We start from the raw sequence: 25,623 nt of genomic DNA, 5'->3' as shown, positions 1-25,623 counted from the left end.
GTGACGTCACAGAGTCACTGGTACGACACGAACCACGGTGACGGGCGCACCGCCAGCGTGGTCGCGGGCGAGAACGTCGGCTTGTCCTCCGTGTAGAAATTCTTCCAGCCCATCCACATCCCCGCCGGGAGATCGGTGACCAATCTGCGCCACGTTTCCATCTTCACGTCCGGTGTGCCGTGTCCATCGGCGTGCAGGACCACCTGCAGTTCTTCGCGACCGGTGACGATCGCCGGCCGGTCGTCGAGCATCCCGGCGTCGAACTGGTGCAGGACGAACAGTTTCTGCGGCAGGTGCCGGCTTCGGACGAGTCCGGCGAGCCATTCCGAGGTCCGGTTGACCTCCTCGGCGCCGACCGAACCGATCTGCGTGAGGTGGACCTGATCGGGTTCGAGTCGCCACTCGGGGTCCAGCGCCAGCCCGACGTGGGGTTGCGCCAGCAGGTCGGCGTAGCGACGCGCCTGCGTCAGGAAATCCATCCGCCCGGGCTGCAGATCGAGGGTGACGTAGACCCCGGCGCGGCCGGCGGCCTCGACCCACGGCCGGAGGGTCTCCGGATCGATCATGTTCGTGTACGTCGACCCCGGGCCCGGCTCGGCCGATGCGACGGAGGCGATGATCTCGAATGCCGGGATCACCGGTTCGGCACTCACCCGCTGGTAGTCGGCGGCGAGGCGGCGCACCCGGTCGATCGACGCCGCGATGCCCTGTCGTCCGAGCGGACCGAGCGCGGGCGCGCCCGGCGATCCGTACAGCGCGACCATCCGCCTGCCCGGGAAGACGATCTGCCCGCCGCCGGGCAGTTGCGGTGTGCCGCGGGCTTGTTCGGCGCGCCGGGCGAACTCGTCGGCCGAGCCGAACCCGGGTCCGACCGCCCGCACGGCGGTCCGTTCGGTCGCCGCCGCCTCGATCGTGGCCACCGATTCGGCGGTCGCCCGCGGATCCGGTACGGGCACCTCGACGACCCGGGCCGCCGACCGTGCCGTCATGATCGCGTCGGCTGGGGCGTCGCGGGTCAGCATCACCAGCGGGGCGGGCCCCGACCTCGGAGCGTTTCCGCGTAGGTCGTCGAGATCCGCGGCGGAGCGCGAGTCCGACACGCCCTCGACCCGGCCGAGACGGACCTGGGTGTTCACCCCGAGCCGTCGGAGCTCGTCACCGACGCTCGACGCCGTCTGCGACGTCACGGCCAGCACCGGCACGTGCCTGTCCTGCGCGACGCGCGCCGCAGCGGTCCGGATGGCGGCGTCGTCGAGGGCATCGCGACCCAGCAGGATCGCCTCGTCGGAGCGGGCATACAGCTCGCGACTGAGCAGGACCGCCTCCGGTGCATGACCGGACAGCACGTCGACACCCGGAGCCGGGCTCGTGTACGCGCCGCTCCCCGAGGGCCCGATCCCATGGGCACCGACACCCGTTGCCGAGGCACTCACGACGAGGCCCACGACCGCGCACAGGATCGACGTCCAGATCATCCGAGCCCTCACCCGCACATCCCTCCCGTTCGTCATCGAACCTCTCGCGCCGGCGGCGCCGGGCTCTTCCCGGTCGGCTCCGTTCCGGCACAGACGGTCGCCCAACCTAGCAGCGCCCGCACCCCGGGCCCGACCGTCGGCGGGGGCAAGGCCGTGACCGGCCACGACGAGGGCACCCTGTGACCCGCTTCACGACTGCAACAGGTTCTAGTTGTAGCGTGAACGCCGTGGACTACTGGGGTGTGATGGTCGGGTTGGGACTCTTGGCTACGGCGTTCGGCGTCGTCGGGTTCGTGCGATACCGGGAACGGGAATCGACGACCCTGCAACGCCAGACCCAGCTGGCCCGGGAACTGCGCGACCTCGCGGGCGACGACGAGGTACGGCTGGCCGCGGTCGACGAGTTCTCGCTGACCATCTACCAACGGCTCTTCTACGCCTCGGTGGTCGCACCGTGGATTCGCAGTGCCGCGTGGGCGCTGCTCGGCGCGGTGCTCGCCGGAGCCGGGGCGTTGGCGGTGGGTCCGCTCGACGGCGCCTTCGCGACCGTCGTGCATGTCGCGGCCATCGTGGCCACCGGGATGTTCGCCGTGGCGACCCTGGTGTACACGGGAATCGCGCTGTACCACTCGGCGACCACCCCGAGGGTGTCCTTCAGCGACTCCTACGCCACCGAGGACACCGATCCGGACCCGGACGGTCCGGCGTCGGAGGTGCCGGACCCCGACGCAGGGGTCTCCGCGCGGTCCGTCGACTGACCGAGCCATCCGAGACACAACGAACCCCCGCCGGGCCGGAGCTCGGCGGGGGTTCGTTGCTGTGAGAGGGTCAGGCGTTCTCGCTAGGCGATCTGCGCCTGCCACATCCAGTGCAGTTGTTCGAGTTTCGAGGCGAACGAGATCAGCAGATCCTGGGTGACCGGATCGGCCTGCTCGGTGACCCCGATTCGTTCGCGGAGACCGACGACCACTGCCTTCAGATTGGCGACGATCGCCTCGACGACGTCGCTGTCCTTGGTCCATCCCTCACCGAATCCCTTGGTGTGGGCGGTCTTCGCGACGGTCTCGGCGCGACCGTCGGGGCTCACGCCGATCGCGGTGGCCCGTTCGGCGGCCGCGTCGGTGAACTCCCTGGACACGGTGACCAGTTCATCCAGGTCGAGATGCACGGAGCGGAACTGCTTGCCGACCACGTTCCAGTGCGCCTGCTTCGCGATGAGCGACAGGTCGATGAGGTCGACGAGAGTGTCCTGCAGCGCCTTTCCGGCGACGGACTGCTGCTCGTCGGTGAGTGTGCTCGTGATCGGGGTGGTGGTGGTCATGATCAAGAACTCCCTTCTTGTCATAGCTGCGTGCAGTCGTGATCCGACTGCCGCTGTGCGGCAAGGGCTGCGGTGCGATCACACGTGAGCGGTGACCGCGGAACCGGTGTAGCCCCTGATCGCCTGTTCCAACCGACCCCGTCCGCGGAACATTCCGGCGACACCGTCGCCCGCGGGGTGATGATCACGACACCGGCGTGCGACGTCGGCACGCCACTAGCGTCCGCGCATCGCCCGTGTGGGTTTCATCCGGGTCGACTCCGGCAACCACTGGTTGACCGGGCGCCGGAGGGTGCAGAGGGCAGCGACGACCAGGAGGCCGAACTGGACGTAGCTGAGGACGACCATGCTCGACGACACGTCGGGGTACCGGAACAGAAGGTCGACGCCGACGGGGATGCACAGCAGATGCACGACGACGGCTGCCAGGAAGAAGTTGCGGAGATGGCGGCTGTGCTGGGTCGCGGCGGCCACCAGACATGCGTACTCGATGGCCAGCACGACGACGATCATCGCCAGCATGAACGGCGGGAAGAATCCGGCGAGTGTGTCGACCTCGCTCTCCGGAGCGGAGTTCGCCGGATCTGCGACCACACCCTCGAGCAGCCGGCCACGCAGATCGTCGGTGATGGTCCCCAGGTTGAAGAAGCCGTAGATCGTCAGCACGAGCCCGATCACGGCAGCGCCCCACCACGCGAGGCGCGCATGCACCGCGAGCGCGTCCGGCGGCGGTCCCGGATCACCCGGCCGTGCCGGGTAGAGCGCAGCCAGGTCCCGATCGCGCGAGGATCGTTCGAGGGCGGCCAGGTCCTCGGCGTCCAGCTCGGCCTGGGTCGGGACACGGTCGGGGTCAGGCCCGGCTGGGTCACGGCCGGCTGGGTCGCCGGACGCATCGCCGGTCGGGTCCTGCGGATCCGTCATGCCCCGATCCTGCCACTCGCCCCGGCGGGCCTCCAGCGTCGACGAGCGTGCGGCACCGTCCGGCCTATTTCCGGAACTCGGTCAGGACGAATTCCATGCCGGGAACGAACGTGCCGAGCATGGGCACGACATGGTTGACGATCGACTTCGTCACGATGGGCGGGGTGGGATCGGTGACGAAGGTGACGTCGGCACCCTGTGCCCGCCAGTCCGCGGCGAGTTGCGCGACCTGGCCGTACGGGATCACGTCGTCGTGCAGTCCGCCTTCGACGAAGACGGGCGCGTTCGGCTTGAGGCGCCCGATCCGCTGGTCCCGGACCACATCCTGCAGACCCGGGGACCGTGCGATGAGGGCCGACAGCGTCTCCCCGGTACGGGTCCACGTCTCGACGCGGCGGAAACCGAACGCCGGGATGATGTCGCCGATGCAGCTGGTCGAGATCTGCTTCAGAGCGGCCTTGCCGGTCGGGTTGGTCTCGCGTCGCACCACGTCGGCGACGTCCGGGTATCGCTCGGTCAATCCGTTGATGGCGAAACCGATCGCCCCGGCGATCGTGGTGCCGTCGATGGCCGGGATGACCTTCTCGAGGTCGGCGGGGGGCGCGCCGGCGTAGGTGGCCCGGACGTTCAGTTCGGGCGCATACGTCTCGGCGAGTTCGGCGGCCGACGCCGCGGCTCCCCCACCCTGCGAGTACCCGGCGAAGCCGACCGGCGCATCGGCGGGCGCACCCGAGACGTCGAGCGCGGCCCGCGCACCGTCGAGCATCGCCTGTCCGGATTCGGCCCGATTGACGTAGGTGTGGACGCCGGGCGTACCCATGCCGACATAGTCGGTGATGAAGACACGGACACCGTGGACGAGCATGTAGTACATCTCCGGCGCGGTGTAGTTCACGCCGATGCTGGGCTTCGTGAGGTCGACCGCCAGCGGCAGACCCATCAGCTTCGACGGAGCGCACTGGTCGCCCTGACCGATCGTCCCCGACCCGACGACCAGCGTCGGTCGCGGACCCTTGCCGCGCCACGGCGCCGTCGGCTCGACGACGGTGCCGGTGACCGGGGTGGGCGTCCCGTCCTGGAGACGCGAGGTGTACATCACCGTGCGGGCCGTCCCCGGCCATTGGCCGGTCATTCCGGGGATCTGGAGCAGCAGCGGACTCGGCTGGCTGCGGATGACCGAACCCGGCTCGGCCGCGAACCGGGCCGGCGGGGTGTAGAAGTTCCCCGCCGCCGCGGCACCGACCGCTGCCGGGATCAATGAGGCCGCGCAGGCCGCCACCAGCGCCCCGGCGATACCGACGATCCGTCTCGAAGTGCTGCGATGAGTCACGATTCTCCCCGACCTCCCGTTCATGGAACTGTAACCTACCGCACAGTAACTTGAGTCAGGTGACTGGTGTCGCCCCGGGGGTGTGCTCGTCTTGCTGCCCAGTTCGACGACGGTGTCGGTGGTCACCCGCGTGGGCACCAACTGGACGTCGCCGACCCCGACCCTCACGCACCGGATCATCAAGAGCGTGCTCGCCTCCTCATGCGCCACCCCGGGTACGGTGACGTCTCCGGGAGGTGCGGCAACCGCGGCACGACAGGCCCGTGCCGCCGTCCCGTCGGCCGCCACGTCCTCGGCTCCCTCCACGCCCTCGACCTCAGCCCCACCGGACCGCGATCCCGATGTGGGACAAGCCGACCCGGACACCACGAGTTCGTCCGCGCCGTCGACGGCCGCGGGATACCGCTGAGTCGGTCAGCGACCTGGCGCGATCTTCAACATCCGCCCGAGCCCGCGCAGAAATCCGCCCCTGAAAGCCACCCTCCACAACCTGCTCGACGACGATATCGGGCTGTTGCGTAAACGGGTCGGCGGGCGGGTTGGGCGTGATGGCCGGTCGCGGAGCGTCCGGTCTCAGGCGGTGGTGGGGGTCAAAGCGGCGGTTCCGATGGCTTTGAACAGGTTGTGGACGAGGGCGTGGAAGCTGAATTCTGCTGTGGCTCTGTCGAGTCCGCGGCTGGTGAAGCGACGGAAGCCGAGGTTGTGTTTAGCGTGGGCGAACGGGGTTTCAGCGATGTGGGCGCGTTGACGGTAGAGCGCATGTCCCTCGGGTGTGGCCAGCCGGTGGGTCATGGCCTGGATCGGGGAGGCTTCTGATGGTGGCGGCCCGTGTGTGGGTGCGTGCTGCGCGGCGTGGGCCACGGCCCGGTGCTTGCCGGTCGCGATGAGCCGGTCTGGTCCGGGTGCGGTGAGGTTGTGTTCGGAGAGGTAGCCGGCATCAGCCAACACGACCCCAATTCCTGGTGAGACCGGCGGTTCGGGGCGGTGGGTGTCGATGAGTGCGGCGGCGGTGACGGCTTTGTCGAGCATGGTGGTGAAGGTGGTGACATCGGCAGGGTTGTTGCCCACGCCGGTCGCGATGATCAGCCCGTCATCGCTGGTCACAGCCTGGCAGTTGAAGCCTTGGAGCCAGCCGCCGCCGCGCAATCCCATCATCCGTGATTGCGGGTCGGTGATGTTACGGCAGGGTTCCCGTGACGGTGCAGCCGCGGTCGCGGTGGTCGGCGGGGTGCAGACCGCAGCGGGCCGAGCCGCTGCCGCGGCGTCACGTTGCTGCTGCCGCTGCTGTGCCCGCTCGAGTGCTCGTTGGGCGCGCCTGACGTAGTAGTTCGTCTCGACCGGCCCGGGTTTGCGGCCTCGCTGACCAGGTCGATAGTGGTCGATCTTTGCTTGGTGGGTCGCGATGGCCCGCGCCAACGATTCGGTCAGCACCTCGACCTCGATCTCGATCGGCAACGATCCCTTGCCTGTGGCGGGCCCGCCCGCAGCGCGGCGTTCCCGCGCCCGCTCGATCTTCTCCTCGCGGGCCTGCTGGGACTTCTCGGCGGCCTGGTCACGTTCGTTCCTACGCTGCGCGGCCACCGCTTCGGCGTTGGTGAGTAGTTCAGTGTGGGCAGCCAGATCAGCCAGCGCCGCGGCGATCCGGGCCTGCCGCGACCCCGGATCGTGCAACCCGCGGGGTAACAGGTCACCGCGGTCATCACCATGAACATCATCGTCGGCGGTGTCAGCGGCTGCGTGTTCGGCCGCGGCGCGCGCAGCCTCACTGGCCAACGCTTCCCGCAAGCCTTGCTCGGTGCGATTGGCGCTGAGCGAGGCGTTCGAGGCGATCTTCACTCCGTCGAGGGCCACCACCCCAAGTCGGCCCATCCCGACCCGCGAGCACAGCATCAACACCTGGGTGAACAGGTCCTCGATCGCGGGTGCGCAGTCCGCGCGGAACCGGGCGATCGTGACGTGATCAGGGACCTCACCACCGCAAATGATGCGGTAGGCGACGTCGCGGTGACACAACCGTTCCAGCTGCCGCGAGGACCGTTGGCCTTGGGCCCACCCCCAGATCAACAAGGTCAACAACATATCCGGGTGATAGGCGGCGCGACCGGCTCCACCGGTCTTGCGTACCGCCCGTATCGCCGCGGTATCCAGCGAGGCGACCGATTCGATGACCAGCCACACCGGATCATCGGCCGGAAGCCATTCCCGCATACTCGGCGGCATCAGAAACTGCTGATCACGCTGCACCGGACGATAACCCTTGGCCACCAACACATCATCGCCGATACCCACCACACACCGCTCCCGACAAGCCGTCGGCTGACACCGGAATTTTGCAACAGCCCGATATATGTCGACGGCCTGGGTCCTGAGGGCGGTTGTCAGGGGCGGATTTCAGGCGCTGCCGCGCACGCTCAGATGACCAGGCCGAGGGCGAGCACCACGATCAGTCCGGACACCGAGAGGACCGTCTCCATCATCGACCAGGTCTTGAAGGTCTGTCCGACGGTCATCCCGAAGTACTCCTTCACCAGCCAGAAACCGGCGTCGTTGACGTGGGACAGGAACACCGAACCGGCGCCGATCGCCAGTACGACCAGTGAGAGCTCTCCCGAACCCATCCCATCGACCAGCCCCAGGATCAACGACGACGCGGTGATGGTCGCAACGGTCGCCGACCCGGTTGCCAGGCGGATCAGTGCCGCGAGGGTCCACGCGAGCAGGAGCACCGAGACGTTCGCGCCGGTCGCCCAGTCCGCCAGCAGTGTGCCGATCCCCGTGTCGACGAGAACCTCTTTGAAGCCGCCGCCCGCGGAGACGATGAGCAGGATTCCCGCGATGGCGGGCAGGGCCGCGCCCGTGCACTTCGAGATCGTCTCGCGGTCCATGCCGGAACCCCGTCCGAGAGTGAACATCGCGACGATGACGGCGATCAGAAGCGCGATGAGCGGCGTGCCGAGGATGTCGAGGACCTTGCGCACGGGCTGATCCTCGTCGGCGATGAATATCTCGGCCAATGCTTTGCCCAGCATCAGCACGACGGGCAGCAGGACGCTGAACATGGTGATCGCGAACGAGGGGCGCTTCGTCGTCGGACCGTCGGCCGGATCGACGTCGAAGGTCGTCGGTGCCTCGACCGTCACCCACCGGCCCGCGAGCACCCCGAACAGGGGCCCGGAGACGATGATGGTCGGAATGGCCACCAGCACACCGAGTCCGAGTGTCGTGCCCAGGTCCGCACCGAGGGCGTCGATCGCCACGAGCGGGCCCGGGTGCGGCGGGACGAAGCCGTGCATCGCCGAGAGACCGGCCAGCGCGGGTATGCCGATCGGGATCAGACCGAGACCCGAGCGCCGGGCCACCAGGTAGATCACCGGCATCAACAGCACGAGACCGATCTCGAAGAACATCGGCAGCCCGATGATGGCGCCGACGAGGGCCATCGCCCACGGCAGCATCCGGGGTGACGCATGACCGACGATCGTGTCGACGATCTCGTCGGCACCGCCCGAATCCGCGAGGAGTTTGGCGAACATGGCGCCGAGTGCGATCAGGATGCCGACACCTGCTGCGGTGGTGCCGAATCCGGCGGTGAACGACTCGAGGACGGTCGGGATGGACTCACCCGCGACGATGCCGACGGTCGCGCCGCCGCCAACCAGCGCGAGGAAGGGGTGGACCTTCGCGATCGTGATCGCGACGACGATGACGGCGATACCGGCCAGCGCCGCGACGATGAGTTGCCAGCCGGGGGCAACGGGTTCGGGTAGATCCGCGCCGGCGGCCAGGATCGTGGTGGTCGGCAACATCGTCAGTTCTCCTCGCCGTCAGGGTGCGGGTCGTTCGAGTTGGGATCGTCCGGGAGGGACGCGACCAGCTCGTCGACGATGGCGTCGACGCTCTGGTCCACGTCGACGGTCAGGCCGCGTTCGTCTCCGGTCAGCTGTTCCAGGGTCTCGAACTGCGACGCGAGGAGCGCCGGCGGCATGAAGTGCCCCGGCCGCGATGCCTGGCGTCGAGCGATGACGTCGACCGAGCCGGCCAGATGCGCGAACAGTGTCGTCGGCGCGTGCTCACGAAGACGGTCACGGTAGTGCCGTTTGAGGGCTGAACAGCTCATGACCCCGCCGTCGCCGTGCTCGGCAAGCCACTCGCCGATCGATTCGAGCCAGGGTCGACGATCGTCGTCGTCGAGCGGCTGTCCCGCCGACATCTTGGCGATGTTCGCTGCGGGGTGGAAGTCGTCGGCGTCGGCGAACGGCACTCTCAGGCGCTGTGCCAGCGCGGCTCCGACCGTCGACTTCCCGGACCCCGACACCCCCATGACGACTACGGGCGATCGCATGTTCACTCCTCACGACACTGTGCTGCTGATCACGTAGGCTGCCTCAATGATCATACTTTTGCAAGCCCGGTCGTCATTAAGTACGCAGATTCAGCAAGACCTCGACGAATGAGAAGATGAAACAGTGAGTCAGGGCACACGGAACGCGGGCGAGCGGCACGATGGGATCCTCGCCGCCATCGGTAGACGCATCGTCTCGGGAGCACAGCCGGCCGGGAGCGTACTGACCCTCGAGTCCATCAGCGCCGAACACGGCGTCTCCCGGACGGTGTCACGCGAGGTGATCCGGGTTCTCGAGTCGATGGGGCTCGTCGAGTCCAGACGTCGCGTCGGCATCACCATCCAGCCGCGGGCCCGCTGGAGCGTGTTCGACCCCCGGCTGATCCGGTGGCGCCTCGACGGCGCCGACCGCGCCGAGTTCCTGGCGACTCTGTCAGAGTTGCGGCGAGGCTTCGAACCGGTGGCGGCGGCACTGGCGGCCGAGCGGGCCGACGAACATCATTGCCGCATTCTCGCGGCGGCGGTGTCGGACATGTCGGTACACGGACGCGATGGTGACCTGGAGTCGTACCTGTTGGCCGACAAGGTCTTCCACCGAACACTGCTCGAGGCGAGCGGCAACGAGATGTTCCGCTCACTCACCGGTGTGGTGAACGAGATCCTGGCCGGACGCACCCATCACGGGATGATGCCGGCGACCCCCAACCCGGCCGCCATCGCGCTGCACGACGACGTGGCCAGAGCAATACGCCTCCGCGACCCGGAGGTCGCGGAGGCGTCGATGCGAGCGATCATCACCGAGGCGGCGGCGGCCGTCTCCGAGGAGCCCCCCTGGCCGCCTGAGGTGCGAGCGTAGCGAGCCACCCCTGTGCTGCCTGAGGTGCGAGCGTAGCGAGCCACGAAGGCCACCCGGCTGAGCTCCTCTAGACGAGCAGTTCGGCGATCTGGATCGTGTTGAGGGCGGCACCCTTTCGGAGGTTGTCCCCTGAGACGAACAGCGCGAGGCCGCGCCCCTCGGGAACGCCCGGGTCCTGCCGGATCCGGCCGACCAGCGAGGCATCCCGGCCCGCGGCGGCGAGCGGCGTCGGCACGTCGGTGAGCTCCACACCGGCTGCCGCAGAGAGGATCTCCTGTGCCCGGGCCACGGACAGCGGGTTCGCGAACTCGGCGTTGATCGACAGGGAGTGACCCGTGAAGACCGGCACGCGCACGCAGGTTCCGCTGACGAGCAACTCGGGGAGACCGAGGATCTTGCGCGACTCGTTGCGCAGCTTCTGATCCTCGTCGGTCTCGCCCGACCCGTCGTCGACGAGCGACCCGGCGAGCGCGATGACGTTGAACGCGATCGGGGCGACGTACTTGTTCGGAGCGGGGAAGTCCACTGCCGAACCGTCGTGGACGAGCTTCTCGGCATCGTCGGCGACCGCCCGCACCTGGCCGGCGAGTTCCTCCACGCCCGCGAGCCCGCTGCCCGAGACCGCCTGGTAGCTGGAGACGATGAGGCGCTGCAGGCCGGCCTCGTCGTGCAGCGGCTTGAGCACCGGCATGGCGGCCATGGTGGTGCAGTTCGGGTTGGCGATGATGCCCTTCGGCGGGTTCTTCGCGAGCTCGCCGTTGACCTCCGAGACCACCAGTGGCACATCGGGGTCCTTACGCCACGCCGAGGAGTTGTCGATGACGGTCACGCCCGCCTCGGCGAACCGGGGTGCCTGCTCGCGCGACATCGTGGCGCCCGCCGAGAAGAGGGCGATGTCGAGCCCTGACGGGTCCGCCGTCGAGGCGTCCTCGACGACGATCTCGCCGTCGCCCCAGGGCAGCTTCTTGCCCGCCGAGCGCGACGATGCGAAGAACCGCACCTCGTCGGCGGGGAAGTTGCGCTCCGCCAACAGGGTTCGCATGACGGCGCCGACCTGACCGGTCGCACCCACGACTCCGATACGTACACCCATCCTCATCGCCCCGTTCCGGCGTAGACGACGGCTTCTTCTTCGCCGCCGAGATCGAAGGCGGCGTGCAGCGCGCGCACCGCGTCGTCGAGTTCGGTGTCGCGGCACAGCACCGAGATGCGGATCTCCGAGGTGGAGATCAGCTCGATGTTGACGCCGGCCTCGCTCAGGGCCTCACAGAACGTGGCCGTGACGCCGGGGTGCGACTTCATACCCGCGCCGACGAGCGACACCTTGCCGATGTGATCGTCGTAGAGCAGGTCGGTGAAGCCGATCTCCTCCTGGAGCTTGGTGAGCTTCTCCACCCCGAGCGGTCCGAGCTCGCGCGGGAGGGTGAAGGTGATGTCGGTCTTGCCGGTGTCGACCTTCGAGACGTTCTGGAGCACCATGTCGATGTTGATCTCGGCGTCGGCGACGGCGCGGAACACCCGCGCCGCGTAACCGGGCTTGTCGTCGAGTCCGACGACGGTGATCTTGGCCTCGCTGCGGTCATGTGCGACGCCGGTGAGAATGGCTTCTTCCACGGGGATGTCCTCCATCGATCCGGTCACCACGGTGCCGGGTTTGGTCGAGTACGACGAGCGCACATGAACGGGAACGTTGTAGCGGCGGGCGTATTCGACGCAGCGCAGCATCAGCACCTTGGCACCACAGGCGGCCAGTTCGAGCATCTCCTCGAAACTGACGGTGTCGAGGCGCCGGGCGTCGGGCACGATGCGCGGGTCCGCCGAGTAGACGCCGTCGACGTCGGTGTAGATCTCGCAGACGTCGGCCTCGAGCGCCGCCGCGAGCGCGACCGCGGTGGTGTCGGAGCCACCACGGCCCAGCGTCGTGACGTCCTTGGTGTCCTGCGAGACGCCCTGGAAGCCGGCGACCAGCACGATCTTGCCCTCGTCGAGGGCGCTGCGGACACGTCCGGGCGTGACGTCGATGATCTTGGCCTTGCCATGGCTGCTCGTCGTGATCACACCGGCCTGGGAACCGGTGAACGACTGCGCCTGCGCGCCCATCGAACTGATCGCCATGGCCACCAGTGAGTTCGAGATGCGCTCACCGGAGGTCAGCAGCATGTCCATCTCGCGGGCCGGTGGCGCCGGATTGACCTGCTGGGCGAGGTCGAGCAGTTCGTCGGTGGTGTCGCCCATCGCCGACACGACCACGACGACGTCGTTGCCCTGCTTCTTGGTCTCGACGATGCGCTCGGCGACGCGACGGATGCGTTCGGCCGTTGCGACCGAGGATCCGCCGTACTTCTGCACCACGAGGGCCACGTCGAGTTACCTCCCGCCGGCCAGAGTGCCGGTCGATAGACGTCAACTTGCCGGGACAACCTTACCGGGGAGTCTGAGGATGCCCTGACCTGGTCTCTGTCTGCCCCGTCCGGGCCGCGGCGATCCGATCCGCTCTAGGATCTCTCGCGTGGCCTCCCCTACCGACGTCGGCGATACCGGAGGCGGCGCCGATGGTCGGACCGGACGCCGCACCGACGACGACGTGGCGACGGCCGGAGGCGTGTCCGCCGGGACGGGTCGTCGGCTGAGGGCGGCGACCACCGCGTTCTTCGGTCCGCTGAGCTCGTCGCCCGCCGGACTCCGTAGGTATCGCTGGTGGCTCGACGCACTGGTCGTCTTCCTCGTCATCCGGGCCGTCGGCATCCTGGTCCTGGCCCGGTTCGCCGACCTCCGGGGCACCACGCTGGGCGATTCCCTGGCGGTGTGGGACGGACAGTGGATGATCGCGATCGCGACCCACGGCTACGACGGCGTGCCCTACGCCCTGACGGACGCACGGGGTCTGCACACGGCCGACACCGCGTACGCGTTCTTTCCGGGCTACCCGTATCTGGTCGGTCTGATCGCGAAGTTGCCGGGCCTGAGCCCCTTCGGTGCCGCGGTCACGGTGAACCTGATCCTCGGGTGCGTGGCCGCGGTCGGCGCGGCACGCCTGGGCATGGTGTGCGCGCGGCTCATGGCGCGCCGGTCACCGATCGGCCCGGCGCCCGAGCGCGGAACCGGTTTGTTCCTGGTGGCGCTCTTCGCGGCGACGCCGATGTCGATCGTGCTGAACATGGCCTACACCGAGGCCCTGTTCTGTGCGCTCGCAGTGTGGGCGCTGGTCGGGGTGCTGGAGAAACGCTGGCTCCTCGCCGGCACCGTGGCGGCGATCTGCGGGCTGTGCCGGCCGACGGCAGCGGTCCTGATCGGGGTCGTGATGCTCGCGGCCGTGGTGTTCCTCTGGCAGGCACGCGGGACCGCCGTGCCGAGAGGGGTGCGGGTCCGCGCGATCGTCGCCATCGTGATCAGCCCACTCGGCTACCTCGCCTACCTGAGTGTGGTGTGGGCGCACACCGGATCACCGACCGGGTGGTTCCGGATCCAGACCGACGGTTGGGACACCCAATTCGACTGGGGCGCGGCCGCGTTCCGCTTCGTCAACGAGATGCTCGTGCATTCGGCGGAGATCGCACCGGTGGCCACATCGTGGATCGTCCTGAGCACGCTGGTGATGCTGGGCGTCGCGGTGTGGTCTCGGATGCCGTGGCCGGTCCTGCTGTACGGTTCGCTGCTCGTCGCGCAGATCGTGCTGTCGAGCGGGCTGATGATGAGCCGGCCGCGACTGCTCCTACCCGCGTTCGTCTTGCTGATCCCACTGGCGATGGCGCTCGCCCGGATGCGACCGGTTGCCGCGGGCCTCGTCGTCGTGCCCATCGTGGGGGGTAGCTCGTGGTTCGGCGCGCACATGCTGACGGTCTTCCCGCATGCCATGTGACCCCTCTGATCCCTGAGGTGCGAGGAGCGCGCCCCCAGCTCCCTGAGGTGCGAAGCGCGCCCCCCTGCTCCCTGAGGTGCGAGGAGCGATAGCGACGAGCCTCGAAGGGCCTGGTGAGATGCCTCGCTTCGCGCGCACCCCAGGGGCGGTTGATTCACACCGCCGACGCCGCGAATCCCAGACAGAGATAATCGATTCCGGCGTCGAGCCGCGCGCGGGGATCGAGGAGCCGGCCGGCGTCGCGCCGGCCGGCCAGACGAGCGAGGTGCGACGGGACCTCGACCTCGGACTCGCCCGAGATCACCTCCGCGAGCCCGGCGGACGGCAGCAGCGAATCGTCTTGGAGCAGTTGATCGCTCACCGCGACGAGTGCGACACCGTGGACGAAACTCCAGACGGACAGCGCCATGTCGGTGGCTCGTTCGATGCCGACACCGAGTTCCAGGAACCCGGCCGCGAGCCAGTCGAGGCACGCCAGTGAATCCTCGCCGTAGCTGTGCCGTGGCGACGAGTAGGCCAGGACGACCCATGGGTGCCGGGTGTAGAGCTCCCAGTCGACGTCGACGGCGACCTGCACCCGTGCGCGCCATCCGGGCTGGGTGTCCACGGGATACGGGAACCGGCGTCCCACCTCGGTCGACATCGCCTGCAACAGGGCGTCCTTGTCCGCGACGTGGCGATACAGCGACATCGCCCCGACCCCCAGTTTCTCGGCGACCCGCCGCATCGACAGCGAGCCGATTCCGTCGTCGTCGGCGACGGCGATCGCGGCGTCCACGATCGTCGCGGTCGACAGTTTCGAGGTGTCGGACGTCACTGCGCGGTTCCTCCTGCTCAGAGCGGGAATAAAGCGATTGCGTACAGCGTACCCATCCCCGTACGCTGATCCGCGTACACCGTACGCGTAGGTAGCAGTCGTCTACCGCGAAGGAGGCAATGATGTCCGCCCAGCTCGACCCGTCGACCCGGCTCCACCCGACCACCCCGGGTGCCGCCGACCGACGAACGTGGCTGGGACTGGCCGTGCTGACCCTCCCGGTGTTCCTGGTCTCGATGGACGTCTCGGTGCTGTACCTCGCGATCCCGTCGATCACCGACGCGCTCGCGCCGTCCGCGGCCCAGCAGTTGTGGATTCTCGACATCTACGGGTTCCTCATCGCCGGACTGCTCATCACTATGGGCAATGTCGGTGACCGGATCGGTCGTCGTCGCATCCTGCTCGCCGGCGCCGGCCTGTTCGGCGTCGCCTCGGTCATCGCCGCCTTCGCACCCACGGCCGGGATCCTGATCGCGGCGCGTGCCCTGATGGGCATCGGCGGGGCGACCCTGCTGCCGTCGAGCCTGTCGCTCATCGCCAACATGTTCTCCGACGCCCGTCAGCGCGGTCGCGCGATCGGCGTGTGGACCTCGGCGTTCGCCGGCGGCAGCGCGGTCGGCCCGGTCATCGGAGGCGTTCTGCTGCACGACTTCTGGTGGGGCGTCGTCTTCCTCATCAACGTGCCGGTGCTCGTCCTGCTGTTCGTCTTCGGGCCGCGCCTGATCCCCGAGTACCGGGCCGCGACCAACGATCCCTTCGACGTCGTCGGCGTCGTGCTCTCGATGGCCGGAATCCTCCCGCTCGTCTACGCGATCAAGACGGTGGCGAGCGACGGTGCCACGACAGCCGTGATCCTCGCCGGGGTGGTGGGCGCCGCGCTGCTCATCACGTTCCTGCTCCACCAGCGGCGAATCGCGTCACCGCTGCTCGATCTCACCTTGTTCCGGAACGCGCAGTTCAGCAGCGCGGTCGCCGTCGCACTCATCGGGATGATGGCACTCGGCGGCATGTCGTACCTGACCGGCGTGTACCTCCAGTCGGTCATGGGCCACGACGTCCTGGCCGCGGCGATCGCCGGCCTCCCGATGGCCGTCGCGGTGGCGGTGTTCTCCATCGGCGCGACCAAGGTCGCCTCGTTCCTGGGCACCCGGCTGGCCTTCGTCGGTTCCGTCGGCCTCGCCGCCGCCGGCAACCTCGGCATGCTGACCCTCGGCACCTCGTCGCCGGTCTGGGTGTACGTGCTGTGCACGACGATCGCGGGCGTCGGCTACGGCATCCAGTTCAGCCTCGTGTCGGTCGTGGTCGTCGGCTCGGTGCCACCGGAACGGTCGGGTGCCGCGTCCGGCATCTCGGAGACGAGCTTCGAGCTCGGTACCGCGATGGGGCTGGCCCTGCTCGGATCGCTGGCCACCCTCGTCTTCCGGGACGGCGACCAGGGCTGGGCGTTCGGCGACACCCTCGGCGAGACGCTGCACCGCTCGACCGACATGGGCCCCGCCGGTGAGGCTCTTGCCGCCGCCGCGAAACAGTCGTTCGTCGACGGTATGCACGCCGCGTCGCTCGCGAGCGGTCTCGCACTCCTCGTCCTGGGCGTCATCCTGCTCATCGTCATGCGCGACGAGCCCGCCGATCCGCAGGCCGAGGTCGCCGACGTCCGGCTCCCCGACTCCGAGCTCTCGACGTCGGCACGCGCCGAGTAGGACCACGCGACACCGCTACCCTCGGGCGGATGCACGAACTGATCTCGGGGCGCTGGAGTGCCCGCGGCTACGACCCGTCCGCGACCGTCTCCGTCGAGGACATCACCACGATCGTCGACGCCGGACGCTGGGCGCCCACCTGGGGCCGGGTACAACCGGTGCGATTCATCGTGGGCCTGCGCGACGACCCGACCTTCGCAGCCCTCTGCGGCGTCCTGACCCGGGGGAACTCGGGGTGGGCGCCGCGCTCGGCGGCGCTCGTCCTGGTCTGCACCACCGATGATCCCGACGACGCGAAGGCCCACACCTACGGGGCGGTCGACTGCGGGCTCGCGGTGGCGCAGATGATCCTGCAGGCCGAGGCCCTCGGATTCAACGCGCACCCGATGGCCGGTTTCGACCCCGTGGCCGCCCGCGACAGCTTCGGCATCCCGGCGGACAAGCGGCCGCTGGTGTTGCTCGGCATCGGCGTACTCGCCGCCGACCCGACGTCGCTTCCCGAGGAGATCCGTGCCCGCGACGAGAAGCCCAGGTCACGGCTGCCGCTCGGCGAGGTGGCCTTCGCCGGCCACTGGGGACGTGCAGCGTTTTCCGAACCCCCGAAGGCTTGACCGGGGAATGTGACGAACGAGGCATATGAGGCAGAAGTTACTTGTGGTACTTCTTCTCCATGACTGTCTCACCTCCACGACGAGGATTCTTCCGTCGGCTGGGATCGCACGTCGCTCCCGTCGCCGCCGTCACGGCGCTGTCGGCCGCGGCAGCACTGTCCCTGCCGGCCACCGCCCACGCCGACGAGCCGTTCAGCCTCGAGTTCAACGGCGCGGCCGGCACGTTGCCGTCGGCACTGCAACACGAGACCGGCGCAGGCGGCTGGGGCAACAACGAGGTGCAGAACTACACCGCCGACCGTCTCAACTCGCGCCTGGACGGCAACGGCAACCTGCTCATCGAGGCTCGACGCGCCGCGACGGGCGGCTGGACATCGGCCCGGCTGACCACGAAGGACAGCTTCGAATTCACCTACGGGACGATCTCCGCGCGCATCTCGCTGCCGCAAGGCCGCGGGCTGCACCCGGCGTTCTGGTTGCTGGGGAGCGACATCGACTCCGTCGGTTATCCGGCGGCCGGTGAAGTCGACATCGCGGAGACGATCAACACCTCCGACTGGGTGCACGTGGGCGTACACGGGCCGACGGCCCTCGGAACCGCCACCGGGTCCCTCGACATCTCGCTGACCGATCTCCTCCCCGGGCTCCCGCTGCCGGGCCCCCTCGCCGGTCGCTGGGAGCGGGGCCACGATCTCACCGGCGTCGACCCCGGCGACTTCCACGAGTACGCGGTGACCAAGACGTCGTCGCAGATCCGCTTCACCATCGACGGCAACGCCGTCTACACGATCAACCGGTCCTCGCTCACCGGCGATGAACGATGGGTCTTCGACAAGCCGATGTACGCACTGCTCAACGTCGCCGTCGGTGGCCTCTGGCCCGGCCCGCCGTCGTCGACGACCCCGAGCCCGGCGACGATGACCGTCGACTGGTTGCGTTACACCCCGTGAGCCGTCGGCGCCGCTGATGTGACGCCGACTCCGGCCGCAGACCCACCGCTCCCTGAGGAGCGCCCGGAGCTTGCGGAGGGCGCGTCACGAAGGGTCCGGCCGCTGCCCCATCACCACTCCGCCCCGAGCCAACCGGCTCGGGGCGGAGTTTTGTGTGGGGTTGTGGGACAGTCGTTTACGACACCAACACCTGCTCGTCGTCGAGAACCGACGCCCGCATCGTCTTGTCCTTGGTCTCGACGATCATGATCGTGCACACCACGCTGAGTGCCGACAGACCGGCGAGCAGGACACCGACCCAGATCGCACCGGGACCGGCGATCAGCGGGGCGGCGATCAGCGGCGGGATCGCCCCGCCGAGGATGCCGGCCAGGTTGTAGCCCATCCCCGCACCGGTGTAGCGGTACCGCGCCTCGAACAGCTCGGGCAGGAGCGCACCGGCGGGTCCGTAGGCGATGCCGAAGATGAGCAGCGTGCCGAGGAGCCCGATGACGAACGCGAGACCGCCGCCGATCTCGAGGATCGGGAACAGCACCAGCGACCACGGGATCGCGACGGCGCACGAGGTGAGGATGACGCGTCGACGACCGACCCGGTCCGACCACACCGCCGACGCCGCGGTCGACAGTCCGAACACCACGGCCGCACCCATGCCCGCGGTCAGCACGAAGGTCCGGGACAGCTCCAGCGACTTCGTGCCGTAGTTCGTGAGGAACGCCGTGCCCATGTAGAACAGCGAGAACAGGCTCGCCAGCGCGCCGCCGGCGATGAGGATCTCGCGCCACTGGTGGCGGAAGGCATCGAGGAACGGCAGGGCGGGGCCGTCGGCCGCGGCGTCGCCGGTCGCCTTGCGCTGCTGAGCCTCCCGGAACACCGGGGTCTCCGCGACCGCGAGTCGGACCCACAGCCCGACCGCGACCAGCGCGAAGGACAGGATGAACGGGATGCGCCAGCCGTAGTCGAGGAAGGCCGAACTGGTCTCGCCGAGGGTCAGGCTCGCGATGAGGAACGTGAGGCTCGACAAGAAAAAGGCGAAGGCGGGGCCGAGTTGCGGGAACATCGCGTAGAGCCCGCGCTTGCCGGCCGGGGCGTACTCGGCGGTGAGGAGTGTCGCGCCCGCCCACTCGCCGCCGACGGCGAAGCCCTGTAGGAACCGCAGGAACACCAGCGCGATCGGCGCGGCGATGCCGATACCGGACTCGGCGAAGCCGAAGACGCCGGTCTCGTACCCGGGCAGGAGCCCGATCGCGACCGTCGCCAGCCCCATGATCAACAGGGTCCAGACCAGGGTGCGCTTGCGGCCGATCCGGTCGCCGAAATGCCCGAAGAGCATCGCGCCGACCGGCCGTGCGAAGAAGGCCACGGCGAAGGTCGCGAAGGAGGCGATCGTCCCGGTGACCTCGTCGGCGGATGGGAAGAACACCGTCGGGAAGACCAGGGCGGCGGCGGTGCCGTAGATGAAGAAGTCGTAGAACTCGATGGTCGTACCGATGGAACTCGCGGCGGCCACTCGTCGAAGGCTCGTACGCTTGCCCTCCGGCGGATCGGTCACCGGGGGCTCGGCGGGGATGGTCGTCACTGGCGTTCGTCCCTTTCTGCTGACGGCCGCGTCGGGGTGGGCGGCACGTATCCCGGACGGCGAGACCTCCGGGTCGCCCCTGTCGACCGCCTGGATGAATTGGGTCACTCCGGCTTCTGACTGAGAGGCATGTCATAGTCTGGGACGTGGCCGGACGAGGCGGCACCCTCCGAAGAGGGGGAGCCGTTTTCCGTCTTCACCTGCAGCTTTGGCCGCTTCGTCGCCGGGGAGTACAGTCAAGCGCATGCAGCGCGCACTCCTCCTCGGTTGCCGCGGCGGGGTCTGAACCGACCGGCCCTCCGTCGCGGGGCCCGATCACGCGCCGGTCACTTTCCTTCCACACACGGAGAATGACCACCGATGGCACCAGCAGACACCTTCACATCCGGCGCGAGCCGAATCGTCGAGCCCGCGGGCCCGATTCCCGCCGGACAGCCCGTATGGAACCCGCAGCGCAGTTCGGCGATGCCGGTTCACCGTTACCGCCAGTTCGCCGACGAGGTCGAGACGATCTCGGTTCCCGACCGCACCTGGCCCGACAAGGTGATCACCACCGCCCCGATGTGGTGCGCGGTCGACCTGCGAGACGGTAACCAGGCACTGATCGACCCGATGAGCCCGGCTCGCAAGCGCCGCATGTTCGACCTCCTGGTCCGGATGGGCTACAAGGAGATCGAGGTCGGCTTCCCGTCGGCCAGTCAGACCGACTACGACTTCGTCCGCGAGATCATCGAGGACGGCGCCATCCCCGACGACGTGACGATCCAGGTGCTGACCCAGTGCCGCGACGAGCTGATCGAGCGCACCTTCGACGCCTGCCGCGGCGCGGCCAACGTCATCGTGCACTTCTACAACTCGACATCGGTCCTGCAGCGTCGGGTCGTGTTCCGCGCGGACAAGGCGGCCATCACCAAGATCGCCACCGACGCCGCGCGCAAGGTCCTCGAGGTACAGCAGAACTACCCCGACACCAACTGGCGCTACGAGTACTCCCCGGAGTCCTACACGGGCACCGAGCTGAGCTTCGCCAAGGAGGTGTGCGACGCGGTCACCGAGATCATCGCTCCCACACCCGAACGGCCGATGATCCTCAACCTGCCGGCCACCGTCGAGATGGCCACCCCCAACGTCTACGCCGACTCGATCGAGTGGATGCACCGCAACCTGGCCCGCCGCGATTCGGTCATCCTGAGCCTGCATCCCCACAACGACCGCGGAACCGCCGTCGCGGCAGCCGAACTCGGCTATCAGGCGGGCGCCGACCGGATCGAGGGATGCCTGTTCGGCAACGGCGAGCGCACCGGCAACGTCTGTCTGGTGACCCTGGGCATGAACATGTTCAGCCGCGGCGTCGACCCCCAGATCAGCTTCTCCGACATCGACGAGATCCGGCGCACGGTCGAGTACTGCAACCAGCTCAACGTGCCCGAGCGTCACCCCTACGGCGGCGACCTGGTCTACACGGCATTCTCGGGCAGCCATCAGGACGCCATCAACAAGGGCCTCGACCAGATGAAGGTCGACGCGGACAACGCCGATGCCGACGTCGACGACATCACTTGGGCCGTACCGTATCTGCCGATCGATCCCAAGGACGTGGGCCGCAGCTACGAAGCGGTCATCCGGGTGAACAGCCAGTCCGGCAAGGGCGGCGTGGCCTACATCATGAAGGCCGACCACGGCATGAACCTGCCGCGTCGCCTGCAGATCGAGTTCAGTCGCGAGATCCAGAAGATCACCGACGGCGAGGGCGGCGAGGTCAATCCGAAGGAGATGTGGGATGTCTTCGCGGAGAACTACCTCCATCCGATCTGGCCGCTGGAGCGGATTCGCCAGAAGGTCGACGCCGCCGAGATCGACGGCGGCGACGACCACATCACCGCGGTGGTGAAGGTCGAGGGCACCGAGCGTGAGATCTCCGGTTCGGGCAACGGTCCGCTGGCGGCGTTCGTCGACGCGTTGAGCAACGTGGGTTACGAGGTCCGGGTCCTCGACTACAGCGAGCACGCACTGACCGCGGGCGGCGACGCCAGCGCCGCGGCGTACGTGGAGACCGAGGTCAACGGCGAGACCGTGTGGGGCGTCGGCGTCGCGTCGTCGATCACCACCGCCAGCCTGCGCGCGGTCGTGTCGGCGGTCAACCGCGCATACCGGGTCACCTCGACACCGGTTGCCGAGGACGAGACCGCCCCCGGCACCTGGGCTCCCTGAGCTCACACTCCCGCCACGCCGTTTCCTTCCCGCTGATCGGATCATCGGCGGGAAGGAAACAGCGCCGCCGGAACAAAACGGACCCGAGTATCATTTACCGATCATGAAGAACATCGGTTTCCTGTCGTTCGGCCACTGGTCGGACGCCCACGGGTCCCAGGTGCGGTCCGGCGCTGACACCCTGCTCCAGTCGATCGACCTGGCGGTCGCCGCCGAAGAGCTCGGCGCCGACGGCGCGTACTTCCGCGTCCACCACTTCGCACGGCAACTCGCCTCGCCGTTCCCGCTCCTGGCAGCAGTGGGAGCCAAGACCAGCCGGATCGAGATCGGCACCGGGGTCATCGACATGCGCTACGAGAACCCGCTGTACATGGCCGAGGACGCCGGGTCCGCCGATCTGATCTCGGAGGGCAGGCTCCAGCTCGGCATCAGCCGAGGATCGCCCGAGCAGGTCATCGACGGCTACAAATACTTCGGGTACGTCCCGCCGGAGGGTTCGACCGACGCCGACATGGCGCGCCAGCACACCGAGGTGTTCCTGCGGGTCATCGAGGGCGGCGGTTTCGCCACCCCGAATCCGCGACCGATGTTCCCCAATCCCCCGGGCCTGCTGCCCATCGAGCCGCAGTCACCCGGTCTCCGGGATCGCATCTGGTGGGGCGCCGGTAGTCGGGCGACCGCCGAGTGGACGGCACAGCAGGGCATGAACCTGATGAGCTCGACGCTCCTGACCGAAGACACCGGGGTGCCCTTCCATCAGTTGCAGGCCGAACAGATCCAGCGGTTCCGCAAGGCCTGGGCCGACGCCGGACATCCGCGGGAGCCGCGAGTGTCGGTGAGCCGCAGCATCTTCGCCATCGTCGACGACCGCGACCGCGCCTACTTCGGACGCGGTGGCTCCGAATCCGATCAGGTCGGCGTCATCGACAACACCGTCGCCCGATTCGGACGGAGCTACGCCGACGAGCCGGACAAGCTCATCGAGCAGCTGCGCGAGGACGAGGCGATCGCCGCGGCCGACACCCTCCTGCTGACCGTGCCGAATCAGCTCGGCGTGGACTACAACGCGCACGTCCTCGAGTCGATCCTGACTCACGTCGCGCCGGCACTCGGCTGGCGCTGAGTCGGCGGCTCTGTATTCGGCCTGACGAAACCGCCACATCGGGCGACTCGCTGACCTAGCGTCACCGGAGTGCCCGATTCCGCCGTCCGCCACCGACGTACGGTCGAAGTGCACACCCCGTTGCCACCCGAAATGGAGTCACCCGAATGTCCGAAGTCATCGTCGTCGCCACCATCTCCCCCAAGCCCGGCGAGGAGCAAGCCGTCCGCGATGCCGTCCTCAAGGCCATCCCCCAGGTGCACGACGAGCCCGGATGCGGGAAGTACGCGCTGCACGAGGCCACCGGCGACTCGACCGATCTGGTGATGATCGAGCGCTGGGAATCCACGGAGGCCCTGGCGACCCACGGCTCCGCACCAGCGCTCACCGAGCTCGGCAAGGCGATCGGCGGCCTGCTGGCCGGACCCCTCGACGTCCGTACGTTCACCGCCGTTCCCGCAGGTCAGGACGACAAAGGCGCGATCTGACACACGATGGCGACGCCCTCACCCGGACCCCGGGTGGGGGCTTCGTGCATTTTCGCCCGTCCGTCCTGTTGATTCCGCAGCCGATCGCGTGCTACACCGGGTATAACGATCGTTAGATAAGTGACGCGAGCCATGCACACGCCGCGTCGCGCACCCGAGAGGAAACCCCATGCCCGAAGCCGTCATCGTCGACGTCGTCCGTCTCGCGTCCGGAAAGGGCAAGCCCGGCGGCGCGCTGTCGGAGACCAAGCCCGTCGAGTTGCTCGCGCATGTGCTGCGCTCACTGGTCGAGCGTAACGACATCGACCCGGCCCTCGTCGACGACGTGATCGGCGGCTGCGTCGGCCAGGCCGGCGAGCAGGCGCTGAACATCTCGCGGACCGCCCTGCTGTCCGCAGGCTTCCCCGAATCGGTGCCCGCCACCACCGTCGACCGCCAGTGCGGATCGAGCCAGCAGGCCGCCCACTTCGCCGCGCAGGGCATCATCGCCGGCGCCTACGACGTGGTCATCGCCGCCGGCGTCGAATCGATGAGCCGCGTCCCGATGGGCTTCACCACCGCCGGACGCAGCCCCTACGGTCCGAGCATCGCCGAGCGTTACCCGGACGGTCTTGTCGGACAGGGCATCTCGGCCGAGCTCGTCGCCGCGAAGTGGAAGTTCGACCGCGAGGCGCTCGACGCCTTCGCCGCCCGGTCCCACCAGCGCGCTGCCGCAGCGGCCGCCGAGGGCTTCTTCGACCGCGAGATCCTGCCCATCGACGTCGCCGACGCCGACGGCAAGACGTTCACCCACAACACCGACGAGACCGTGCGTGCCACCACCACCCCGGAGGGCCTGTCCGGGTTGAAGTCCTCGTTCTACAGCGAGGACTTCGCGAACCGCTTCCCCGAGATCAACTGGCACATCACCCCCGGCAACTCGTCGCCGCTGACCGACGGCGCATCGGGCGCCCTCATCATGAGCGATGTCATGGCGTCGAAGCTCGGACTGACCCCGCGCGCACGGTTCCACTCGTTCTCGGTCGCCGGTGACGACCCGATCTTCATGCTGACCGCACCGATCCCGGCCACGCACAAGATCCTCGCGCGTTCGGGCCTGTCCATCGACGACATCGACGCCTACGAGGTCAACGAGGCCTTCGCCTCCGTGCCGATGGCCTGGGCCCACGAGTTCGGCGCCGATCCGGCCAAGTTGAACCCACGCGGCGGCGCGATCGCTCTCGGCCACGCGCTCGGGTCGTCGGGTACCCGCCTGCTGGGCACCCTCGTCAACCATCTCGAGGCGACCGGCGGTCGTTACGGCCTCCAGACCATGTGCGAGGGCGCGGGCATGGCCAACGCCACCATCATCGAACGTGTCTGAGCCGGCCCGGACGGCTCCCACCAGGAAGCTGACGATCGAGACCGAGGGCCTGGACTGGCGGCGGCGCGAACCGGTGCCGCTGCCGACCACCCTCGTCGCGGCGAAGCACGCCTTCTATGAGCGGGGCTATCACGGCACATCGATCCGTGACATCGCCTCACGGGCCGGGGTGTCGCTGCCGACGCTGTACTACCACCACGACAACAAGCTCGGCATCCTCGTCGAGTTGCTCGAGGCGGCGATGACCTCGGTGCTCGCCTGGGTCGGCGCGGCGATCGAGGAGGGCAGGACTCCGAGCGAGCAGTTGTCCAATGCCATCGAATCGATCGTCCTGCACATGACCAGCGACGTCGAGCTGGCCAGTGTGGCAAGCGAGTTCCGCCATCTCGATTCCGACGACCCCCGACGCGAGACCTACGTCGCGATGCGGACGGAGACCGAGGACCTGCTCGCCGACGTCATCGCACGCGGCGTCGAATCGGGCGAGTTCTCATTCGAGGAGGACGTGAAAGACGTCCTGCGCTACCTCTTCGGCGCGTGCCAGGCGGTCACCACCTGGTATCGACCCTCGGGTGCCCGGACACCTGCCGAGGTCGCGGCGTCGTATGCCCTGATCTCGCTGCGCGTCGTGGGCGCGCACGGGCACACCGACGACGACTGATCATCGACCGACATCGAGTACAGACTCACTCACGAAA

The 25,623-nt window shown here is 68.4% G+C and carries 23 protein-coding genes; 12 read left to right on the top strand and 11 right to left on the bottom strand.

Annotation, left to right across the window (positions count from 1 at the left end):
* Positions 1–14: 14 nt before the first annotated feature.
* Positions 15–1,475, bottom strand: coding sequence for a serine/threonine-protein kinase (locus tag AC3B5T_RS09205; protein ID WP_231632810.1), 1,461 nt, complete (start codon positions 1,473–1,475; stop codon positions 15–17).
* Between the two features lie 218 nt (positions 1,476–1,693).
* On the opposite strand from AC3B5T_RS09205, the gene AC3B5T_RS09200 reads away from it, so the two are divergent.
* The gene (locus tag AC3B5T_RS09200) at positions 1,694–2,233 is read left to right on the top strand and encodes a hypothetical protein (RefSeq protein ID WP_055476964.1); all 540 of its coding nucleotides are present in this window, start codon (positions 1,694–1,696) and stop codon (positions 2,231–2,233) included.
* Positions 2,234–2,316: 83 nt separating this feature from the next.
* Here the strand turns inward: AC3B5T_RS09200 and AC3B5T_RS09195 are convergent, their stop codons facing one another.
* The 3 genes from AC3B5T_RS09195 to AC3B5T_RS09185 all read right to left on the bottom strand — a co-directional run bounded on the left by AC3B5T_RS09195 (position 2,317) and on the right by AC3B5T_RS09185 (position 5,071).
* A complete protein-coding gene (locus AC3B5T_RS09195; protein WP_055476965.1) occupies positions 2,317–2,796 on the bottom strand; it encodes a Dps family protein in 480 nt (159 codons plus the stop codon).
* A 216-nt stretch (positions 2,797–3,012) separates the two neighbouring features.
* Positions 3,013–3,717 carry a hypothetical protein gene (locus AC3B5T_RS09190; RefSeq protein WP_055476966.1) on the bottom strand — a complete coding sequence of 235 codons (705 nt, stop codon included), beginning with the start codon at positions 3,715–3,717 and terminating at the stop codon, positions 3,013–3,015.
* Between the two features lie 64 nt (positions 3,718–3,781).
* Positions 3,782–5,071, bottom strand: coding sequence for a lipase family protein (locus AC3B5T_RS09185; RefSeq protein WP_197282824.1), 1,290 nt, complete (start codon positions 5,069–5,071; stop codon positions 3,782–3,784).
* Between the two features lie 67 nt (positions 5,072–5,138).
* Between AC3B5T_RS09185 and AC3B5T_RS09180 the strand changes: the two genes are divergently transcribed.
* A complete protein-coding gene (locus AC3B5T_RS09180; RefSeq protein ID WP_156354362.1) occupies positions 5,139–5,456 on the top strand; it encodes a hypothetical protein in 318 nt (105 codons plus the stop codon).
* 164 nt (positions 5,457–5,620) lie between these two features.
* Here the strand turns inward: AC3B5T_RS09180 and AC3B5T_RS09175 are convergent, their stop codons facing one another.
* The 3 genes from AC3B5T_RS09175 to AC3B5T_RS09165 form a co-directional block, all read right to left on the bottom strand.
* Positions 5,621–7,312: a transposase gene (locus AC3B5T_RS09175; protein WP_488358751.1), complete on the bottom strand. Its 1,692-nt coding sequence runs from the start codon at positions 7,310–7,312 to the stop codon at positions 5,621–5,623.
* Positions 7,313–7,458: 146 nt separating this feature from the next.
* Positions 7,459–8,853, bottom strand: a complete 1,395-nt coding sequence (locus tag AC3B5T_RS09170) for a GntP family permease (protein WP_010844107.1) — start codon at positions 8,851–8,853, stop codon at positions 7,459–7,461.
* Between the two features lie 2 nt (positions 8,854–8,855).
* The gene (locus tag AC3B5T_RS09165) at positions 8,856–9,389 is read right to left on the bottom strand and encodes a gluconokinase (RefSeq protein WP_055476726.1); all 534 of its coding nucleotides are present in this window, start codon (positions 9,387–9,389) and stop codon (positions 8,856–8,858) included.
* 124 nt (positions 9,390–9,513) lie between these two features.
* On the opposite strand from AC3B5T_RS09165, the gene AC3B5T_RS09160 reads away from it, so the two are divergent.
* On the top strand, positions 9,514–10,245 hold the full coding sequence (locus AC3B5T_RS09160; protein ID WP_055476696.1) for a FadR/GntR family transcriptional regulator: 732 nt from the start codon (positions 9,514–9,516) through the stop codon (positions 10,243–10,245).
* A 67-nt stretch (positions 10,246–10,312) separates the two neighbouring features.
* Here the strand turns inward: AC3B5T_RS09160 and AC3B5T_RS09155 are convergent, their stop codons facing one another.
* The gene (locus AC3B5T_RS09155) at positions 10,313–11,338 is read right to left on the bottom strand and encodes an aspartate-semialdehyde dehydrogenase (protein WP_010844104.1); all 1,026 of its coding nucleotides are present in this window, start codon (positions 11,336–11,338) and stop codon (positions 10,313–10,315) included.
* Positions 11,339–11,340: 2 nt separating this feature from the next.
* The gene (locus AC3B5T_RS09150) at positions 11,341–12,606 is read right to left on the bottom strand and encodes an aspartate kinase (protein ID WP_010844103.1); all 1,266 of its coding nucleotides are present in this window, start codon (positions 12,604–12,606) and stop codon (positions 11,341–11,343) included.
* 148 nt (positions 12,607–12,754) lie between these two features.
* Here AC3B5T_RS09150 and AC3B5T_RS09145 point away from each other — a divergent pair, with 148 nt between their 5' ends.
* Positions 12,755–14,104: a hypothetical protein gene (locus tag AC3B5T_RS09145; RefSeq protein ID WP_488358543.1), complete on the top strand. Its 1,350-nt coding sequence runs from the start codon at positions 12,755–12,757 to the stop codon at positions 14,102–14,104.
* A 154-nt stretch (positions 14,105–14,258) separates the two neighbouring features.
* Here AC3B5T_RS09145 and AC3B5T_RS09140 read toward each other — a convergent pair whose 3' ends face one another.
* A complete protein-coding gene (locus tag AC3B5T_RS09140; protein ID WP_055476699.1) occupies positions 14,259–14,921 on the bottom strand; it encodes a TetR/AcrR family transcriptional regulator in 663 nt (220 codons plus the stop codon).
* 122 nt (positions 14,922–15,043) lie between these two features.
* Here AC3B5T_RS09140 and AC3B5T_RS09135 point away from each other — a divergent pair, with 122 nt between their 5' ends.
* Genes AC3B5T_RS09135 through AC3B5T_RS09125 form a run of 3 tightly spaced genes read left to right on the top strand, consistent with a single transcriptional unit; the run spans position 15,044 to position 18,182 of the window.
* Positions 15,044–16,621, top strand: coding sequence for an MFS transporter (locus AC3B5T_RS09135; protein ID WP_055476727.1), 1,578 nt, complete (start codon positions 15,044–15,046; stop codon positions 16,619–16,621).
* 29 nt (positions 16,622–16,650) lie between these two features.
* Positions 16,651–17,232: a nitroreductase family protein gene (locus AC3B5T_RS09130; protein ID WP_488358542.1), complete on the top strand. Its 582-nt coding sequence runs from the start codon at positions 16,651–16,653 to the stop codon at positions 17,230–17,232.
* Between the two features lie 59 nt (positions 17,233–17,291).
* Positions 17,292–18,182, top strand: coding sequence for a glycoside hydrolase family 16 protein (locus AC3B5T_RS09125; RefSeq protein ID WP_014925111.1), 891 nt, complete (start codon positions 17,292–17,294; stop codon positions 18,180–18,182).
* Positions 18,183–18,357: 175 nt separating this feature from the next.
* Here the strand turns inward: AC3B5T_RS09125 and AC3B5T_RS09120 are convergent, their stop codons facing one another.
* Complete coding sequence (locus AC3B5T_RS09120) at positions 18,358–19,761, bottom strand: MFS transporter (RefSeq protein ID WP_488358758.1); 1,404 nt, start codon at positions 19,759–19,761, stop codon at positions 18,358–18,360.
* Between the two features lie 360 nt (positions 19,762–20,121).
* On the opposite strand from AC3B5T_RS09120, the gene leuA reads away from it, so the two are divergent.
* From leuA to AC3B5T_RS09095, 5 genes are all read left to right on the top strand, one after another.
* Positions 20,122–21,972 carry a 2-isopropylmalate synthase gene (gene leuA, locus AC3B5T_RS09115; RefSeq protein ID WP_488358541.1) on the top strand — a complete coding sequence of 617 codons (1,851 nt, stop codon included), beginning with the start codon at positions 20,122–20,124 and terminating at the stop codon, positions 21,970–21,972.
* Between the two features lie 103 nt (positions 21,973–22,075).
* Positions 22,076–23,095, top strand: a complete 1,020-nt coding sequence (locus tag AC3B5T_RS09110) for an LLM class flavin-dependent oxidoreductase (protein WP_010844095.1) — start codon at positions 22,076–22,078, stop codon at positions 23,093–23,095.
* A 146-nt stretch (positions 23,096–23,241) separates the two neighbouring features.
* A complete protein-coding gene (locus AC3B5T_RS09105; protein ID WP_010844094.1) occupies positions 23,242–23,562 on the top strand; it encodes a putative quinol monooxygenase in 321 nt (106 codons plus the stop codon).
* Between the two features lie 169 nt (positions 23,563–23,731).
* The gene (locus tag AC3B5T_RS09100) at positions 23,732–24,925 is read left to right on the top strand and encodes a thiolase family protein (RefSeq protein ID WP_488358540.1); all 1,194 of its coding nucleotides are present in this window, start codon (positions 23,732–23,734) and stop codon (positions 24,923–24,925) included.
* Positions 24,918–25,586, top strand: a complete 669-nt coding sequence (locus tag AC3B5T_RS09095; protein WP_055476272.1) for a TetR/AcrR family transcriptional regulator — start codon at positions 24,918–24,920, stop codon at positions 25,584–25,586. The genes AC3B5T_RS09100 and AC3B5T_RS09095 overlap by 8 nt, the downstream gene beginning before the upstream one ends.
* Positions 25,587–25,623 lie beyond the last annotated feature (37 nt).

It is taken from the genome of Gordonia sp. G4 (assembly GCF_057770005.1).
The sequence above is the reverse complement of the archived record's forward strand: the minus strand, read 5'-3'. Positions and strand labels throughout refer to the sequence as shown.

What these genes read in the sequence shown, in the direction of transcription:
- AC3B5T_RS09125 (WP_014925111.1), top strand. Translation starts at nt 17,292, where the DNA reads ATGACTGTCTCACCTCCACGACGAGGATTCTTCCGTCGGCTGGGATCG.
- AC3B5T_RS09155 (WP_010844104.1), bottom strand. Translation starts at nt 11,338, where the DNA reads ATGGGTGTACGTATCGGAGTCGTGGGTGCGACCGGTCAGGTCGGCGCC.
- AC3B5T_RS09190 (WP_055476966.1), bottom strand. Translation starts at nt 3,717, where the DNA reads ATGACGGATCCGCAGGACCCGACCGGCGATGCGTCCGGCGACCCAGCC.
- AC3B5T_RS09135 (WP_055476727.1), top strand. Translation starts at nt 15,044, where the DNA reads ATGTCCGCCCAGCTCGACCCGTCGACCCGGCTCCACCCGACCACCCCG.
- leuA (WP_488358541.1), top strand. Translation starts at nt 20,122, where the DNA reads ATGGCACCAGCAGACACCTTCACATCCGGCGCGAGCCGAATCGTCGAG.
- AC3B5T_RS09110 (WP_010844095.1), top strand. Translation starts at nt 22,076, where the DNA reads ATGAAGAACATCGGTTTCCTGTCGTTCGGCCACTGGTCGGACGCCCAC.
- AC3B5T_RS09130 (WP_488358542.1), top strand. Translation starts at nt 16,651, where the DNA reads ATGCACGAACTGATCTCGGGGCGCTGGAGTGCCCGCGGCTACGACCCG.
- AC3B5T_RS09205 (WP_231632810.1), bottom strand. Translation starts at nt 1,475, where the DNA reads ATGATCTGGACGTCGATCCTGTGCGCGGTCGTGGGCCTCGTCGTGAGT.
- AC3B5T_RS09105 (WP_010844094.1), top strand. Translation starts at nt 23,242, where the DNA reads ATGTCCGAAGTCATCGTCGTCGCCACCATCTCCCCCAAGCCCGGCGAG.
- AC3B5T_RS09165 (WP_055476726.1), bottom strand. Translation starts at nt 9,389, where the DNA reads ATGCGATCGCCCGTAGTCGTCATGGGGGTGTCGGGGTCCGGGAAGTCG.
- AC3B5T_RS09170 (WP_010844107.1), bottom strand. Translation starts at nt 8,853, where the DNA reads ATGTTGCCGACCACCACGATCCTGGCCGCCGGCGCGGATCTACCCGAA.
- AC3B5T_RS09100 (WP_488358540.1), top strand. Translation starts at nt 23,732, where the DNA reads ATGCCCGAAGCCGTCATCGTCGACGTCGTCCGTCTCGCGTCCGGAAAG.
- AC3B5T_RS09195 (WP_055476965.1), bottom strand. Translation starts at nt 2,796, where the DNA reads ATGACCACCACCACCCCGATCACGAGCACACTCACCGACGAGCAGCAG.
- AC3B5T_RS09185 (WP_197282824.1), bottom strand. Translation starts at nt 5,071, where the DNA reads ATGAACGGGAGGTCGGGGAGAATCGTGACTCATCGCAGCACTTCGAGA.